The organism is Hafnia paralvei ATCC 29927, from assembly GCF_001655005.1.
Classification (GTDB): domain Bacteria; phylum Pseudomonadota; class Gammaproteobacteria; order Enterobacterales; family Enterobacteriaceae; genus Hafnia; species Hafnia paralvei.
In genome coordinates this window covers 64118-79188 of the sequence record NZ_LXET01000054.1, presented here as the reverse complement: position 1 = coordinate 79188, position 15071 = coordinate 64118, and the positions used below count along the sequence as shown (strand labels likewise).

14 protein-coding genes are annotated in these 15071 nt (G+C 49.8%); 6 read left to right on the top strand and 8 right to left on the bottom strand.

What is annotated here, in order from left to right; translation table 11 throughout:
• Positions 1–65 precede the first annotated feature (65 nt).
• A complete protein-coding gene (locus tag M988_RS17520; protein WP_064575154.1) occupies positions 66–758 on the bottom strand; it encodes a pirin family protein in 693 nt (230 codons plus the stop codon).
• 110 nt (positions 759–868) lie between these two features.
• Here M988_RS17520 and M988_RS17515 point away from each other — a divergent pair, with 110 nt between their 5' ends.
• Both M988_RS17515 and M988_RS17510 read left to right on the top strand, forming a co-directional pair.
• Positions 869–1762: a LysR family transcriptional regulator gene (locus tag M988_RS17515; protein WP_008814912.1), complete on the top strand. Its 894-nt coding sequence runs from the start codon at positions 869–871 to the stop codon at positions 1760–1762.
• 29 nt (positions 1763–1791) lie between these two features.
• Positions 1792–2643 carry a DMT family transporter gene (locus M988_RS17510; RefSeq protein ID WP_008814913.1) on the top strand — a complete coding sequence of 284 codons (852 nt, stop codon included), beginning with the start codon at positions 1792–1794 and terminating at the stop codon, positions 2641–2643.
• A 48-nt stretch (positions 2644–2691) separates the two neighbouring features.
• Here the strand turns inward: M988_RS17510 and sstT are convergent, their stop codons facing one another.
• The 3 genes from sstT to M988_RS17495 all read right to left on the bottom strand — a co-directional run bounded on the left by sstT (position 2692) and on the right by M988_RS17495 (position 6386).
• A complete protein-coding gene (gene sstT / locus M988_RS17505) occupies positions 2692–3933 on the bottom strand; it encodes a serine/threonine transporter SstT (protein ID WP_008814914.1) in 1242 nt (413 codons plus the stop codon).
• 349 nt (positions 3934–4282) lie between these two features.
• Positions 4283–5251, bottom strand: coding sequence for a TerC family protein (locus M988_RS17500; protein WP_039188024.1), 969 nt, complete (start codon positions 5249–5251; stop codon positions 4283–4285).
• 412 nt (positions 5252–5663) lie between these two features.
• Positions 5664–6386 (bottom strand): glutamine amidotransferase, encoded by a 723-nt coding sequence (locus M988_RS17495; RefSeq protein WP_008814916.1) that lies wholly within the window; start codon positions 6384–6386, stop codon positions 5664–5666.
• A gap of 181 nt (positions 6387–6567) precedes the next feature.
• Between M988_RS17495 and M988_RS17490 the strand changes: the two genes are divergently transcribed.
• Complete coding sequence (locus M988_RS17490) at positions 6568–7491, top strand: DMT family transporter (protein ID WP_008814917.1); 924 nt, start codon at positions 6568–6570, stop codon at positions 7489–7491.
• Positions 7492–7532: 41 nt separating this feature from the next.
• Here M988_RS17490 and M988_RS17485 read toward each other — a convergent pair whose 3' ends face one another.
• The gene (locus tag M988_RS17485) at positions 7533–8570 is read right to left on the bottom strand and encodes a Gfo/Idh/MocA family protein (protein ID WP_064575142.1); all 1038 of its coding nucleotides are present in this window, start codon (positions 8568–8570) and stop codon (positions 7533–7535) included.
• 92 nt (positions 8571–8662) lie between these two features.
• A complete protein-coding gene (locus M988_RS17480; protein WP_039187900.1) occupies positions 8663–9166 on the bottom strand; it encodes a M48 metallopeptidase family protein in 504 nt (167 codons plus the stop codon).
• A gap of 158 nt (positions 9167–9324) precedes the next feature.
• On the opposite strand from M988_RS17480, the gene rlmG reads away from it, so the two are divergent.
• Positions 9325–10491 (top strand): 23S rRNA (guanine(1835)-N(2))-methyltransferase RlmG, encoded by a 1167-nt coding sequence (gene rlmG, locus M988_RS17475; protein ID WP_008814920.1) that lies wholly within the window; start codon positions 9325–9327, stop codon positions 10489–10491.
• Positions 10492–10644: 153 nt separating this feature from the next.
• The gene (locus tag M988_RS17470; RefSeq protein ID WP_064575141.1) at positions 10645–11808 is read left to right on the top strand and encodes a pyridoxal phosphate-dependent aminotransferase; all 1164 of its coding nucleotides are present in this window, start codon (positions 10645–10647) and stop codon (positions 11806–11808) included.
• A gap of 590 nt (positions 11809–12398) precedes the next feature.
• On the opposite strand, the gene qseC is transcribed toward M988_RS17470, so the two are convergent.
• Positions 12399–13757, bottom strand: coding sequence for a quorum sensing histidine kinase QseC (qseC, locus tag M988_RS17465; RefSeq protein ID WP_064575138.1), 1359 nt, complete (start codon positions 13755–13757; stop codon positions 12399–12401).
• Positions 13754–14416, bottom strand: a complete 663-nt coding sequence (gene qseB, locus M988_RS17460; protein ID WP_039187907.1) for a quorum sensing response regulator transcription factor QseB — start codon at positions 14414–14416, stop codon at positions 13754–13756. Before qseB ends, qseC begins: the two co-directional genes overlap by 4 nt.
• A 227-nt stretch (positions 14417–14643) precedes the next feature.
• Here qseB and M988_RS17455 point away from each other — a divergent pair, with 227 nt between their 5' ends.
• On the top strand, positions 14644–15051 hold the full coding sequence (locus M988_RS17455; protein WP_008814924.1) for a YgiW/YdeI family stress tolerance OB fold protein: 408 nt from the start codon (positions 14644–14646) through the stop codon (positions 15049–15051).
• Positions 15052–15071 lie beyond the last annotated feature (20 nt).

Genomic DNA, 15071 nt, shown 5'->3' with positions numbered 1-15071 from the left:
GGACTCTTTCATTCGTCGATATGACTCTCTTATCATTTTACAAGAGAGCCACATGTCAGTTCAAATTACACCGGCAGGTCAATGACCAGTGCACGCAGTGGAGTGACGGCGGTGAGGGTTAGGTTTTCTTCATCATTGATAAAGGCACCGTCGCCGCAGGCCAGCAATTCGGTGCTATCTTGCGTTTTGTAGCTCCCATGAATCGATTGCACATAGGCGCGCGATCCGTGCAACGGTAACGTATGTTTTTCGCCTGGTTTAAGATCCAAATGATGGATCCACACTTGCTGGCGTAGCTGTAGACTGCCGTTGTCGCCTTCGGGCGAGGCGAGTAACCGGTAAGGTTCTTCAGTCAGCGTTAGGCGCTGAATCTCATCATTTTCTCTTTCAGGACAGACATTCAGCCATAGCTGCATTCGCGTTAGCGGTTTATCGCTGTTGAGGTTGTGTTCGCTGTAGCTAATGTTTCCCTGTGTCGCCAGCAAAACGACGTCGCCTGTATGCGCTTGGGTATGGCTGCCCTCGCTGTCACGATACTCAACGTCACCATCAAGAATGATATTTAACACGTCGACGCGTGGAAAGGTACGCGGCTGGAGTGCCGCGCCGGGTGCGAGCACATCTTGATTGAGAACGCGCAGCGATGCATATCCCATCAGCTTAGGATCAAAATAGTGGCCGAATGAGAATGTATAGCGGGACTTGAGCCAACCATAGTCAGCGTGTCCACAGTTTTGGGCTTTTCGTTGTGTAATCATGGCGCTCAAGGCTCTTAATTATGGATATAACCATGGTAAGCGTCTGGACGTAAGATTGTTAGCCAGTTAATCTGGTCGGTATATTCAAATTTCCTGAATAGAAGGATGCTATGAGTAAAGATCGCGCGCTGACATTGGAAGCACTGCGGGTCATGGATGCCATCGATCGTCGTGGAAGTTTTGCTGCGGCGGCAGACGAGTTAGGCAGAGTCCCTTCAGCCTTAAGCTATACCATGCAGAAGCTGGAAGAAGAGTTGGACGTGGTGCTATTCGACCGCTCTGGGCATCGAACCAAATTTACCAATGTAGGCCGTATGTTGCTCGAACGTGGGCGCATTCTACTCGAAGCGGCAGATAAACTGACTACGGATGCAGAGGCTCTGTCCCGTGGTTGGGAAACGCATATTACCGTAGTGTGCGAAGCCTTAGTACCAGCGACCCAGCTATTCCCTTTGGTGGATAAACTGGCGAAGAAAGCCAATACTCAGCTGTCATTGATGACGGAAGTGTTAGCCGGTGCATGGGAACGTTTAGAGCAAGGAAGAGCAGACATCGTGATTGCGCCAGATATGCACTTCCGCTCATCCTCGGAAATTAACGTGCGCAAACTGTATAAAATCATGAGCGTTTACGTGGCGGCTCCAGAGCATCCTATCCATCTGGAACCAGAACCGTTGTCAGACGCTGTTCGGGTGAAATATCGGGGTATTGCCGTGGCGGATACCGCCCGTGAGCGTCCGGTTCTCACGGTTCAACTGCTTGATAAACAACAGCGCTTAACCGTAAGTACTATTGCGGATAAACGCCAAGCGCTGATCGATGGTTTAGGGGTGGCCACCATGCCGTATCCGCTGGTGGAGCAAGATATCGCTGAAGGACGTCTACGCGTAGTGAGCGCGGAATATAGCCATGAAACTGACATTATTATGGCGTGGCGTCGTGACAGTATGGGTGAGGCCAAGTCTTGGCTGCTGCGTGAGATTCCTAAACTATTGAGTCGCTGATCCTTCAGCAAATTTTTTGAGGAGTGAGCATGGATCGTCGCCGTGCGCTATGGCTAATGCACGGTGCTACCGTGCTATTCGGTATTTCAGGTATTTTCGGCAAGCTGATTGCCAGCAGTGCTGCCGTCTTGGTATTTGGCCGCGCGATTTTTGCGTTGGCCGCCATGTCATTGTTATTAATGAAGCTTAAACGTTTACCGTGGCGCGATCTCGACTTGCGCAGCGTGGGACGCCTGTGCGCCTGCGGTGCGCTACTGTGCGCACACTGGGTCACGTTCTTCATTGCGGTTAAAGTGGGTGGCGTCGCAGTGGGAACACTCGGCTTTGCCTGTTTCCCAGCGTTTGTCGCCATTCTGGAAGGGCTGCTATACCGAGAAAAATTGTCGTCGTCGGAGTATGTTTTAATACTGTTGGTGACTATAGGGTTAGTGCTGGTGACGCCAAGCTTTAACTTTGAAAACAGTGCGACCGAAGGTCTGCTGTGGGGCGTTCTATCTGGTTTAATTTATGCGATCCTCGCGTTAGCAAATCGCCACTCAGCGGCCAGCGTCAACGGTACACAGGTTTGCTGGTGGCAAAATCTGGCTGTGATCGTGTTGTTGTTACCTTTCACTTACCATGAGCTGCCTCAGGTCAGTGCTATGGATTGGGTGTGGATTGCCTGTCTTGGCTTGATTTGCACGGGGCTTGCATACAGCCTATTTATTAGCAGCTTACAGGCATTAAAAGCGCGTATGGCGGCGATGATTATTGCGTTAGAGCCGGTGTATGCGATTCTGATCGCGTGGGCGCTATTTCATGAAGTACCCAGTTTACGGATGGTTTCTGGCGGGTTGCTGATTATTTTGGCCGTAGCATGGTCTGCGCGACGTAAAAGCTAACCTGAGTGAATGACCGCTCCCATAAACAGGGAGCGGTAAACTTGATGATTAGCTCAGCTCTGGCTGCTTCGCTAATTCTTTCGCTTCTTCCGCCTGACAGGCTGCCGCGGTGAACAGCACATCAGTAGACGAATTCAGCGCGGTTTCACAAGAATCCTGCAGCACGCCGATGATGAAGCCGACGGCAACCACCTGCATCGCCAAATCGTTATTGATACCAAAGAGGCTACAGGCCAGTGGGATCAACAGCAGTGACCCTCCCGCCACGCCAGAAGCCCCGCACGCACAGATTGAAGCCACTACGCTTAACAGCAGCGCTGTCGGCAGGTCAACGGTAATACCTAAAGTATGCACCGCCGCCAGCGTTAGCACGGTGATCGTAATCGCCGCGCCAGCCATATTGATGGTGGCACCTAAGGGAATCGATACTGAATAGGTGTCTTCGTGTAGTTTCAGCTTTTTGGCCAGTTCCATGTTTACCGGAATATTTGCCGCCGAGCTGCGGGTAAAGAACGCCGTCAGACCGCTTTCGCGCAGGCAGGTGAACACCAGTGGATACGGATTACGGCGGATCTTCCAGAACACGATCAGCGGGTTCAGCACCAGCGCTACGAGCAGCATCGCGCCAATCAAAACAGCCAGCAGTTGCGCATATCCCCACAGTGCATCAAATCCGGTTTCTGCCAACGTAGAGGCCACCAGACCGAAAATACCGAGCGGTGCAAAACGGATCACAACGCGCACGATAAAGGTGATGCCGTAGGAGAGATCGCTGACCACCAGTTTAGTGGTGTCAGATGCATGACGTAGCGCCACACCTAAACCAATTGCCCAGGCCAGGATGCCGATAAAGTTACCGGTCGTTAGGGCACGGAATGGGTTATCGACGACGTTCATTAGCAAAGAGCGTAATACTTCGACGATCCCTCCCGGTGGAGTGATGTCAGTATTACCCGCCACCAGCGTTAACGTAGACGGGAAGGCGAAGCTCAACAACACTGCTACCAATGCGGCAGAAAAGGTGCCCAGCAAGTAAAGGAACAGAATCGGACGCATATTGGTGCGCTGACCTGCTTTATGATTAGCGATGGAGGCCGCAACCAGTACAAAAACTAAAATAGGTGCAACGGCCTTTAGCGCACTGACGAACAACGAGCCGAGCAGACCGACCTCAATAGCTGCATTTGGTGCGATGCTTGCTAATAAAATGCCGAGTACTAACCCGACAAGTATTTGCCCCACCAGACTACCGCGCGTAATGAAACGCATGAATCCAGACTGTTTTTCCATAATGTTTACCTGTTTCTTTTTATTGTCGTCCTTGAGCGCTAGCTCACAGACATGTAACTAATTGTGTTTGCCAAGCCAGTATAGGGAAACTGTTTAAATAAGAAACGGGAAAAGTATAAAATTCTGCTCCGCTTAAAATATTAAAACATTAAATTAACATCCATGTGTTGTTGGTAACAAAAATGGTAAAAATAGGGTGATTTTGCGTGCGGAGTAGATAGTTCTGGTATTAGTGGCAGATAAAAATAGCGTAAAACACTTTTAAACGATTATTTATACAGATTATGACAATGTAGAGAGTGGGGACATTTTTGCTAAGAAAAGCCCCGGACAGGCCGGGGCAAAAATATTAAATCTGTGATTTCAAACGGTCGTTGCGGCGGTTAACCAATACGTTAATCACCAGCGTGAGTACCAGAATACCGGCCACCACACTCAGGGAAACGGCAATCGGAATATGGTACAGATCCATAATCAACATTTTGAAGCCGATAAATACCAGAATCACTGAGAGGCCATACTTCAGCATTGAGAAGCGTTCTGCGACGCCGGCCAGCAAGAAGTACATAGCGCGCAGGCCTAAAATCGCAAACAGGTTTGAGGTCAAGACCAAGAACGGATCGGTGGTCACCGCAAAGATCGCAGGGATGCTGTCTACGGCGAAAATAACGTCGCTGAGCTCAACCAGTATCAGTACCAGCAACAGCGGAGTAGCAAACAGCACGCCGTTTCTGCGGGTAAAGAAATGTTCGTTTTCGATTTTATCGGTCATGCGCAGATGGCTACGGATCCATCGCACCAACGGTTTATCACCGATATCGCCGTCGTCCTCTTTCGCCAAGGCCATTTTCACGCCGGTGAACAGCAAGAAGGCGCCGAATACATACAAAATCCACTGGAACTGAGTGACTAACCAACTGCCCGCGAAAATCATAATAGTACGCAGAACGATAGCACCAAGAACCCCAAACACCAGCACGCGACGCTGTAGATTTGGCGGCACAGAGAAATAGCTAAACAACATCAGCCATACAAACACGTTATCGACGGCCAGTGCTTTTTCAATCAGATAGCCAGTCAGGAACGCCAAAGCCTGTTTATCGGCTACGGCGCGCCCCATGGTTTCACTGAGATACCACCACAGACCGGCGTTAAACAGCAGAGATAAGCTTACCCACACCAGCGACCAAATGGCGGCTTGGCGTAGTGTCATGGTGGCTGCACCGCGACGTCCCTGCAACAGCAGATCGACGGCGAGCATAATGACGACAATGACGGCAAAACTGCCCCAGAGCAGGGGAGAGCCAATGGAGTTGATCATGGGAGTATCCTTCGTAACACTCATTAAATACAAAAATCACGATGACGGAGGACGACAGCGACGACTCTTGTCTGAGTTTTAAGCGCACCTCGCCTTCCGGCAAGGTCTCACTTACAACTCTATACCTCTGTCATCAATGAAACAGCGCAATTAGCTGTACTCAATGAATGACATGGGTATTCATCTAAGCAGGGCGCTTAGATACATTTTAGCTCATCGCTAAAATGTGTTGCCTGGCAACCGGGTACGTAGCACGCACCGTAATGACGATTAACCAGCAATGAAGTTACTCCCCTTTGCGTGTGAGAAAATAATGCAAAATGTTTCTAAGGTCAATCTTTCAAGAGAATTAGGAAAGCTAAAACTAGCGTCATGGCTTTACACATTGTAAAGCCATGACGCGTGATATTTATAAACCGCTGACGAATTCGCGTAGCAAAGATTGGCTGACGGGGGTATTGCTGGTTCGACGCTGAATATCGAGATATTTTGTCTGATGTTCTGGTTCTAACTCGGCAATCCAGCTCATGTAGCTGTGCATTATCGGCCCATTAAACTCAGGGTGAAATTGGGTGCTCATGACATTATCTCGGTAACGGATAATTTGGTGGGGATCTTGCGCAGAGCGCGCCAGTGCGATGGCACCTTCAGGCAGACGTAGTACGGTTTGTGAATGGATCAGGTTGGCATAAAAACGTGGTGGATAGTATTGCAGTGCAGGATCGTTTTTGGCCTCCGGCAAGAGCTCTATTTCTAACGTACCGATCTCCATTCCTTGTGGATGATAGCCCACTTCGCCGCCCAGTGCGTGAGCGAGTAATTGATGTCCATAGCAAGCACCAAAAATAGGTAATCCCATACCGACGGCATCGCGCAGCCAAACGGCAGCCTGTTCGCTCCACGGCAATAATTCGGTCACCATCGCCGCTGAACCGGTAATGATTGCGCCGCGATAGTGCTCAGGGCTTAACAACTGTTCACCGGCCGGAAGATTGACTACCACTACGCTGGCTGGGTTTATCTCACCCTGTTGCAAAAACATGTCGGTAAAACCGCCGTGCTGCTGGCGAATGACATCCGGAGCATCACCGGTCTGTAGAATGACAAAGGGCTTCACTTCAAACTCCGCCATAGAATCTCCTGAGTACTGCGCCGTTGGATATTTTCCAGATAATTGAAGACTACAAATTAGACGTATTTGGCCAATATTTCTAATGCCATTGTGAAATATACAAAGTAGATTTCATGAGCGGTAATGAGAGATGATAGAGGAAGTGATAATAAGCACGATTGATAATAATTAGGAAAACGAAATGTCTGTTGCAGGAAAAACCGACCCGCTGGCGTTTGTCGGGCTGGTGTTGCTTACGCTGATCTGGAGCTATAGCTGGATCGCGATGAAGCAGGTCACGTTGTATATCGGTGCCTTTGATTTTACTGCGTTACGCTGCGTGTTCGGGGCCATACTACTTCTGGTGGTATTGAAGCTGCGCGGACGCGGCATGAAACCGACGCCTTTTCTCTATACGCTGGCCATTGCCGTGTTGCAGACCTGCGGTATGGTTGGCTTGGCTCAGTGGGCACTGATAAGCGGTGGTGCCGGCAAAGTGGCTATTCTGACTTATACCATGCCGTTTTGGGTGGTTATTATGGCAGCGCTGTTTTTGGGCGAAAGAATGCGCCGAGTGCAGTATCTGGCCATTGTGGTAGCGGCTATCGGACTGTGCTTGGTGTTACAGCCGTGGAAGTTGACGGGAGAGTCACTGAAAAGCGCAGTACTGGCGATCCTTTCCGGCATAAGTTGGGGGGCGAGCGCCATCGTAGCGAAGCGTCTGTATCAGCGATATCCCAAAGTGGATTTGCTGTCGCTCACCACATGGCAAATGGTTTACGGCGCGATCATTATGAGCGTTATTGCGTGGCTAGTACCCGAGCGTCCCATCGTATGGGATCCTTATGTTTATTTTGCTCTGTCATACAGCGCTATTTTGGCTACCGCTTTGGCGTGGACGCTGTGGCTATTTGTATTGAAAAATCTCCCCGCGGGTATCGCAGGGCTGAGCACCTTAGCGGTACCGGTCTGTGGAGTGCTGTTTTCTTGGTGGTTACTGGGTGAAAATCCTGGCTCGGTCGAAGGAAGTGGCATTGTGTTGATTGTGCTTGCCTTAGCGGTATTAAGCTTTGGCGGCAAACGACCTATAAAAGCGCCAATTCAACAGGTCAAAAGCTCCCGTTAGGAAGCGTAGGCCTCTCTTCTGGAAAGAGAGGCCTTATGCGATCAACCGCGGGTATTAGGGACAACCACCGTCTCTGGCGGAATTGCGGCATCGGCAGGGAACTCTACTCCGGTCAGGGCGCGAATCTGTGTCAGAATTTTGGCTGTGCTGCGTGATACGTTAATCCCAGCGTGTTCTACGCTTTGATACTGCACCAGCTTGGCGAAAACTTCGGCCTCGTAATACATCGTATTTTCATGCTGTGGCTGAGAAATAATCTCAGGCTGTCCACCACGCGGCGTGAATATCACCTTTTGGCATTCAGAAATTTTTTCGATAACTAAAGTGCCATCTTCACCTTGAATTTCGCTTGGAATATCTGAGTTGCTGACTTTGGAGTGGAACAGCACAACATCAAATTCACCATTTGCATGGTTCGCTGAATAGTTCATTCCTACGTGCCCGTGAGCATCGACGCCAGAATCTAACAGTGTCGCGCTTGCCGTCAGCGTTTCAGGTTCACCGAACAGCGATATCGCGCTGGCGAGGCAGTAATAGCCAATATCCATAATCGAACCATTTGAAAAGGCCGGGTTAAAGGTATTTGGATTCTCACCGTCTAAATAGCGCTGGTAGCGCGATGAATATTGGCAATAGTTAAGAAAGACTTTACGTAATTTTCCCAGACGTGGCAGGGCTTGCTGAATAACAGAGAAATTAGGCAGATAAGCGGTTTTAAACGCTTCAAATAGGACCACCTGATTTTCATGCGCGCATGCGATCATGCTTTCGACTTCTTGCAGATTGGAAGCCAACGGCTTTTCACAGATAACGTGTTTTTTATGCTGTAGCATTGCTAGCGTGTGTGGGTAATGGAAAGAGTTTGGGCTGGCAATATAGACCGCATCAACATGCTCACAGCTCCCGAGATCGTCGAGCGAGTCGAAAAAATACTGGGCTTTATTGGGCTCACCAAAGGTATAGGCCTGAGCCAGATGGCGCGAATAAACGGCGGTAAGCTGCATCTTGCCGGTAGCATGAGCGGCATCAATAAAGCGTTGAGTAATCCAGTTAGTTCCAATAACAGCAAAACGGATCATGGGCGGCTCCGATCGGGAAAGTGAGATTTTCCACAGAGTAGCATTTCTTGGATTAATACGGTTATTGCATTAATACGACTCAGCCCAGCAAATTAATACAGAGCGCCCACCAGTTCTAAATGCGTGAGATACATTCGGGTATCAAACTCAAGCTGGTGATAGGCCGGTTCCATATGACAGCACAAATTATAAAATGCCTTGTTGTGATCTTTCTCGCGCAGATGAGCCAACTCATGCACCACTATCATGCGAAGAAAGGCCTCTGGCGCATTTTTGAATACGGTAGCAACGCGGATTTCAGCTTTTGCCTTTAACTTGTTACCCTGCACACGCGAAATCGCGGTATGTAATCCTAATGCGTGTTTGAGCACCTGAATTTTGCTGTCATAACCCACTTTGTTAATTTGTGGCGCATTGCGAAGAAACTGATTTTTCAGGTCGGTGGTGTATTGATAGAGCGCGCGATCGGTGGTGAGCTGGTGTGGCTGCGGGTAGCGCTGCAATAAAACCGTCCCCAGACGTTGCTGGTCGAGTAGCTGGCGAACCTGCGTTTGCAGATGTTCCGGATAGCCGGCCAAGTAAGTCAAAGACGTCATATTCAATTCCTTCAGGTACAATAGCGGACTATTGTACGTCATGCGCGTGACATAACAATTCTGAGCATGATGCGTCGGCGGTGAAAGACCGTTGCGTCTGAACGATCATTTATTTTATTCGTCCATTAAATCAAATGGATAGAGTTTTTGGAGGGGCGATGAGCCAACTCGAACCGATCTCCGGTTTTTTTGAAGAAAATGGCCTTGAGCTAGAACGCTACCCACAGCAGTCTGATGATCCAACGTTACAAGCGTGGGAAGCCGCCGATGAATATCTGTTGCAGAGCTTTGAGCTGCCACAGACAGAAGGTCGTCCGGTGATCGTGTTTAACGACGCCTTTGGCGCGTTGGCCTGTGCACTGCATGGACAGCCGCTATATAGCGTGAGTGACTCCTATGTGAGCCAGTTGGCAACGCGTCATAACCTTGGTCTGAACGGCATGGATGACGATACCGTAACCCTGCTCGATAGCCTTGCACCTTTGCCAGAGTCGCCTGCGCTGGTGTTAATTAAGGTGCCGAAAGCGTTAGCGCTGCTTGAGCACCAACTGCGTGCACTGCGTGAAGTCGTTGCTCCAGATACCGTGATTATTGCAGCGGCCAAAGCGCGTGATATCCATACTTCCACGCTGCAGCTGTTTGAAACCATCCTCGGTGATACTCATACTTCGCTGGCGTGGAAAAAAGCGCGTCTAATTCATTGTAAAGTGGCCGAACGTAATCCTGCTCCGGCACAGCCAACTACCGTGTGGCCCTTAGATCTGTGCGGCACGGACGAACCTTATCAGATGCATAACCATGCATCCGTATTCTCGCGCAGCAATTTAGATATCGGTGCTCGTTTCTTCCTTGAGCATTTGCCGAAAGATATTGAAGGATCGATTGCCGACCTCGGCTGTGGTAACGGTGTGATCGGGCTGAAGGCATTAGAGCTCAATCCAAACGCTGACATGCTGTTCTGCGATGAGTCATACATGGCTGTCGCATCGGCACAGATGAACGTTGAAGTGAACCGCCCAGAAGATATGGATCGCTGTGCTTTCCGTGTCGGTAACGGTTTCTCTGGCGTGGATGGCGGTAGCCTGAACGCGGTACTGTGTAATCCTCCGTTCCATCAGCAGCATTCCATCACCGATCAGGTTGCTTGGGATATGTTTGTTGGCGCTAAGCGCTGCCTGAAAATTCACGGTACGCTATATATTGTGGGTAACCGCCATCTGGATTATTTCCACAAGCTTAAGCGTTTGTTCGGCAACTGTACAACGATTGAAACCAACAAAAAGTTTGTGGTTTTAAAAGCGACAAAACTTCCTCCACGTCGTTAATTTCATACGTTAATGTGAATTTATAGTCATAAAAAGTGCATAACATATTGTGTTGTGCACTTTTCCTCGGTTATGCTCTGTCCTACAGCCGCCTGACGGCTGATCAAAAAAACGCTTCTTAAAATAAATAATGCTGCTGACAGGGACTTTGCCATGGATCGTCGTACTCTTCTTAAATCTTCAGGTGCTATTCTCGGTGGATTAACGCTAAGCGGTTTGATTAATCGCGCACAGGCTGCAACGCCCGTAAAAGCGGCTGAAATCTCGTTTCCTACAGAACAACATCCGTTGTTACTGAATTTCAATGAGAACTCGTTAGGGATGTCTGTGCAGGCTAAACAGGCCGTAGTGGACTGTTTGCCGACGGCATTTCGTTATCCTGACGCCGCGCGCGCAGAACTTATCGAACAACTGGCTGGGCAATTTAATCTGAAGACAGAAAACGTCACTCTGGGCAACGGTTCCTCAGAGACGATTCAGGCTGCCGTGCAGGCTATTGTTTTACAGTCACAACAGCAGCAGAAAAAAGTACAGGTGATCGTTCCCGATCCCACGTTCAATTATGCTGAGCTATACGCTAAACCGCTGGGTGCAGATATTGTTAAAGTGCCGCTGAATGACAAACTTGAGTTTGATTTGGCCACTATGAAGCAAAAAGCCGACGGTTTCTCTGGTAAATCGATTGTTTACCTGTGCAATCCGAATAACCCGACGGCGACGATTACGCCTGCGGCCACGATAGAGAGTTGGATTAAAAACGCGCCGGCAGATACGTTCTTTATCGTCGACGAAGCTTACGCCGAATTTGTTAACGATCCGCGTTTTAAAAGCGCGATAGGCCTTGTACAAAGCGGGCAGAAAAACCTGATTGTAACGCGCACTTTCTCGAAAATTTATGCACTGGCCGGATTACGTATTGGCTACGGCATTGCTGCCCCTTCGGTGATTGCCGAGGTGGAAAATTTTGTCTCGCTGGATAACACCAATGCCGCTGGCGCGGTTGCCGCACTGGCATCGTTAAAAGACAAAACTTTTGTGGCCTTAAGCCGTAAATCTATCGATCTTTCTCGTCAAATAGTGACCTCAATGCTTGATGAGTTAAATTTGGAATATGTTCCGTCACAGGCAAACTTCATTTTCCATAAGGTCAACGGTGATGTGAAAACTTACCAAGAGCGTATGAAACAGCAAAACGTCTACGTTGGCCGCGAATTCCCCCCAGCCGTAGGCTGGAACCGGTTAACGCTAGGCACCCCGCAGGAGATGCAGGTGTTTGTAAGTGTGTTGAAGTCGTTTAGGGCTAAAGGGTGGGTGTAGGTAGTTATGCCTGTTCTGGTATGGCTGTGTAAGGTTCCGCTCGTCTGTCGTTTATGTGGTTACAGTGTAAGGTTCCGCCCACCTGTCTATACCGAGTTTCATTGATACATGAGTGAAGGCGTACGGGCAGAGACCACCAGCGCGTGGTCTCTGAACTCGCGCGCTTTTTACCGCGTCGCTTGGCCGACCGGTCTCAGAGCGCACATCCTGTACGCCCTCGACCTACCGCCATCTTCCCTGATGGCGGTTCTATCATGCATTTCATTCAACACGAAAAAGACACTGTAATATTGTTTTGTTTGTGTCTTTTTAATTGTTTAAGTCTTGGTAGGGAGAGCCGGCACGACAGGGATGTCGTGCCGGAGTTTGGGGCGCCCTGGATGGGCGATACCAAACCGGAGCGGAAATGACATCTCGGATAAAAGCGCACGGGTGCCGGGTGCGTGCGCTGGCGCACCCGCACCCGGCTCGAACGCCTTCTATTGAAGTTACGGATGGTCACTGTCATTGATAGGCGGTCGAAACCTTAAACCGTTCTTACATAAATCAGGTACAAAACCTTACACCACACACATAAAACACTTACCCTCCTAAGTAAAAGCCACCTCCACCCTAAATCCTCCGCTTTCCCCGTCACTAAAGCTAGCCGTCATCCCATGCAATGTCGCGATGCGTTGCACGATGGAAAGCCCTAGACCGCTGCCCGTTTTTTCTTGACCAGGTGGGCGGAAGAAGCGTTCGCCGATGCGTTTTAGATACTCGGGGCTGACGCCGGGGCCGTTGTCTTCGACGCTGAAATGCGTTGCGGTTAACGTGATTTTGACCGTGCTGCCGCGTGGGCTGTAGCGGATGGCGTTATCCAGCAGATTACGTACCAGCAGTGCCAGTAACAGCGGCTGAGCGCGGCGAGGCGGCGGTGTTTGGCGAATATCCAACATCAGTTCCACACCGTTGGCCTGTGCCTTATGGTAGTTATCCATTACGCCGGTTTGCAGGATATCCGCGATGGCGATCTCCTGTACGTCATCCAAGCCAGACAATGAATCCAAGCGTGAAAGCGTGAGCAACTGATCGACCACTCGCGTTGCGCGATCGATACCTTCTGTGAGGTTCGTCAACGCGTGCTCGCGCATAGCGGTATCATCTCCGGCGAGCTGAGCAACTTCGGTCTGTACTTTCAACGCGGCCAGCGGACTGCGTAGTTCATGAGCCGCATCGGAGGTAAATCGACGCTCCCTTACTAGCATTTCACCCGTTCGAGCAAATAGGCTGTTAAGCGCTTCAACCAACGGCTTCACTTCACTCGGGAGTGACAGTAATGGTAACGGCGTTTCATCTTCCGGCTGACGTTGGTGCAACCGTTTTGCTAAGCGCTTGAGCGGTGCGAGTTCGCGAGTGACTAACCAAATCAGCAGCAAAATCATGATGGGAAGGGCGATAATCCATGGCACAAGCTGCGCTTTAACGATATCAATCGCCATATCGTGGCGATAATCCCACTCTTGCCCAACCACGACGCGGTATTTGCCGTCGGGAGTGGTTAGCCATACCAAACGCCACAGATCTTTATCACCTTGCAACTGGTCGTCGGTAAAGCCGTCGCGTCGGTAGTGATATTGCAAATCGGGGCCGTTATCTCCATCGTTCAGCACCATTTTTCCGTCAGTGGTGAAAATGGCAAAGGTGAGCGCGTCATCGTCTAGATCGCCATGGCTGTGGCGCACGATCTTTTTGCTACGCGGTAGCTGTGGGCTTTTAAGCGTAAGATCGCTGATGTTGAGCGCCGTTAGGCGTTTGGCAAACAGCATTTGCTGAGTATCAAAGAGCTCATCGATGTTATTGCGGGTTTGATTCCACGCCAACAGACTCGCGCAGACCCAAGTAATGGTGATGAGTAGGATGAACCCGATGATCAACCGCAGTCGCAGGCTAAGCGTGAGCGATTTCATGTTGCTTCTCCCAGCGTGTAGCCGATGCCGTGAACGGTTCGAATAAAACTGCTACCGAATTTTTTACGTAAATGATGGATATGAACCTCAATGGCATTGCTGGAGACATCGTCGTCCCAGTTATAAATTTTTTCTTCGATGAGCGGACGGGGTAACACGCGTCCTTCGTTGCGTAGCAGCAGTTCGAGCAACGCAAACTCCTTCGGCTTTAAATAGATCGCTTCACCCTCGAGAGTGACGGTGAGATTAATGGGATCGAGTGAAACCGGGCCGTGAGTTAATGTGGTTTGTACCTGTCCGTGACGGCGGCGGATCAGCGCCTGTAAACGAGCGGCGACCTCAATGAGTGCAAAAGGCTTACACAGATAGTCATCAGCACCCTGTTGCAGTCCTGCAACGCGCTGCTCCAAGGCGTCACGTGCGGTGAGGATGAGTACCGGCTCGTCGTGTCCGTTTTGTCGCCATTTGCGCAGGATATCTAATCCGTCCATGCCCGGCAGGCTGAGGTCGAGTACCACAGCATCGTAAGGCGCAGAATCTAACGCGTTGAGTCCTTGCTTACCTTCGGTAAACCAATCGACGCTAAACCCCATCTTTATTAAACCTGCTTTGATTCCGTCGCCGATCAGTTTGTCATCTTCAATGAGTAATACCCGCATAACCGTGTCCTTTATGCTGCGCTGTATGGTTTTATCTAACTATTTGGCAAGGGCTTTGTACAGCCTAACACTGCGCGGATCCAGCCTAATAGGCAGTTTTTAAAAATATAATTGGTTAAACTGTATGCTTAAGATCTTGTTAAGAACTCTTTGGTGTAATGCTTTCCGAAGAGCAAAAACAGCAACTGTTTCTGCAGAGATTAATACAATAAAGAGAGAGAAAAATAATGAAAAAGACAGCAGCTTTATTAGCCATCCTTGCCGTATGTAGTGCGCCTGTTCTGGCTCAGAACGGTGGCTTTGTAGACCCGAACGCACCGGCCACTCAAACTACGCAAACAACTCAGGCAGCCGGTGGTTTCAATGGCCCTAGCGCAGGAGCGATGACCGTAGAGAAAGCCAAAACCATGAGTGACGATACTTGGGTGACCCTGCGCGGTAACATCGAGCAACGTATCGGCGGCGATCACTACACCTTCCGTGATGCAAGCGGCACCATGAACGTGGATATCGACCACAAACGCTGGAATGGGCAAACCATTACCCCGAAAGACACCGTTGAGCTGCAGGGGAAAATTGATAAAGATTGGAACTCTGTTGAATTAGATGTGAAGCAGATTACCAAAGTAAAATAGTGATTATCGCTGAAAGGGCT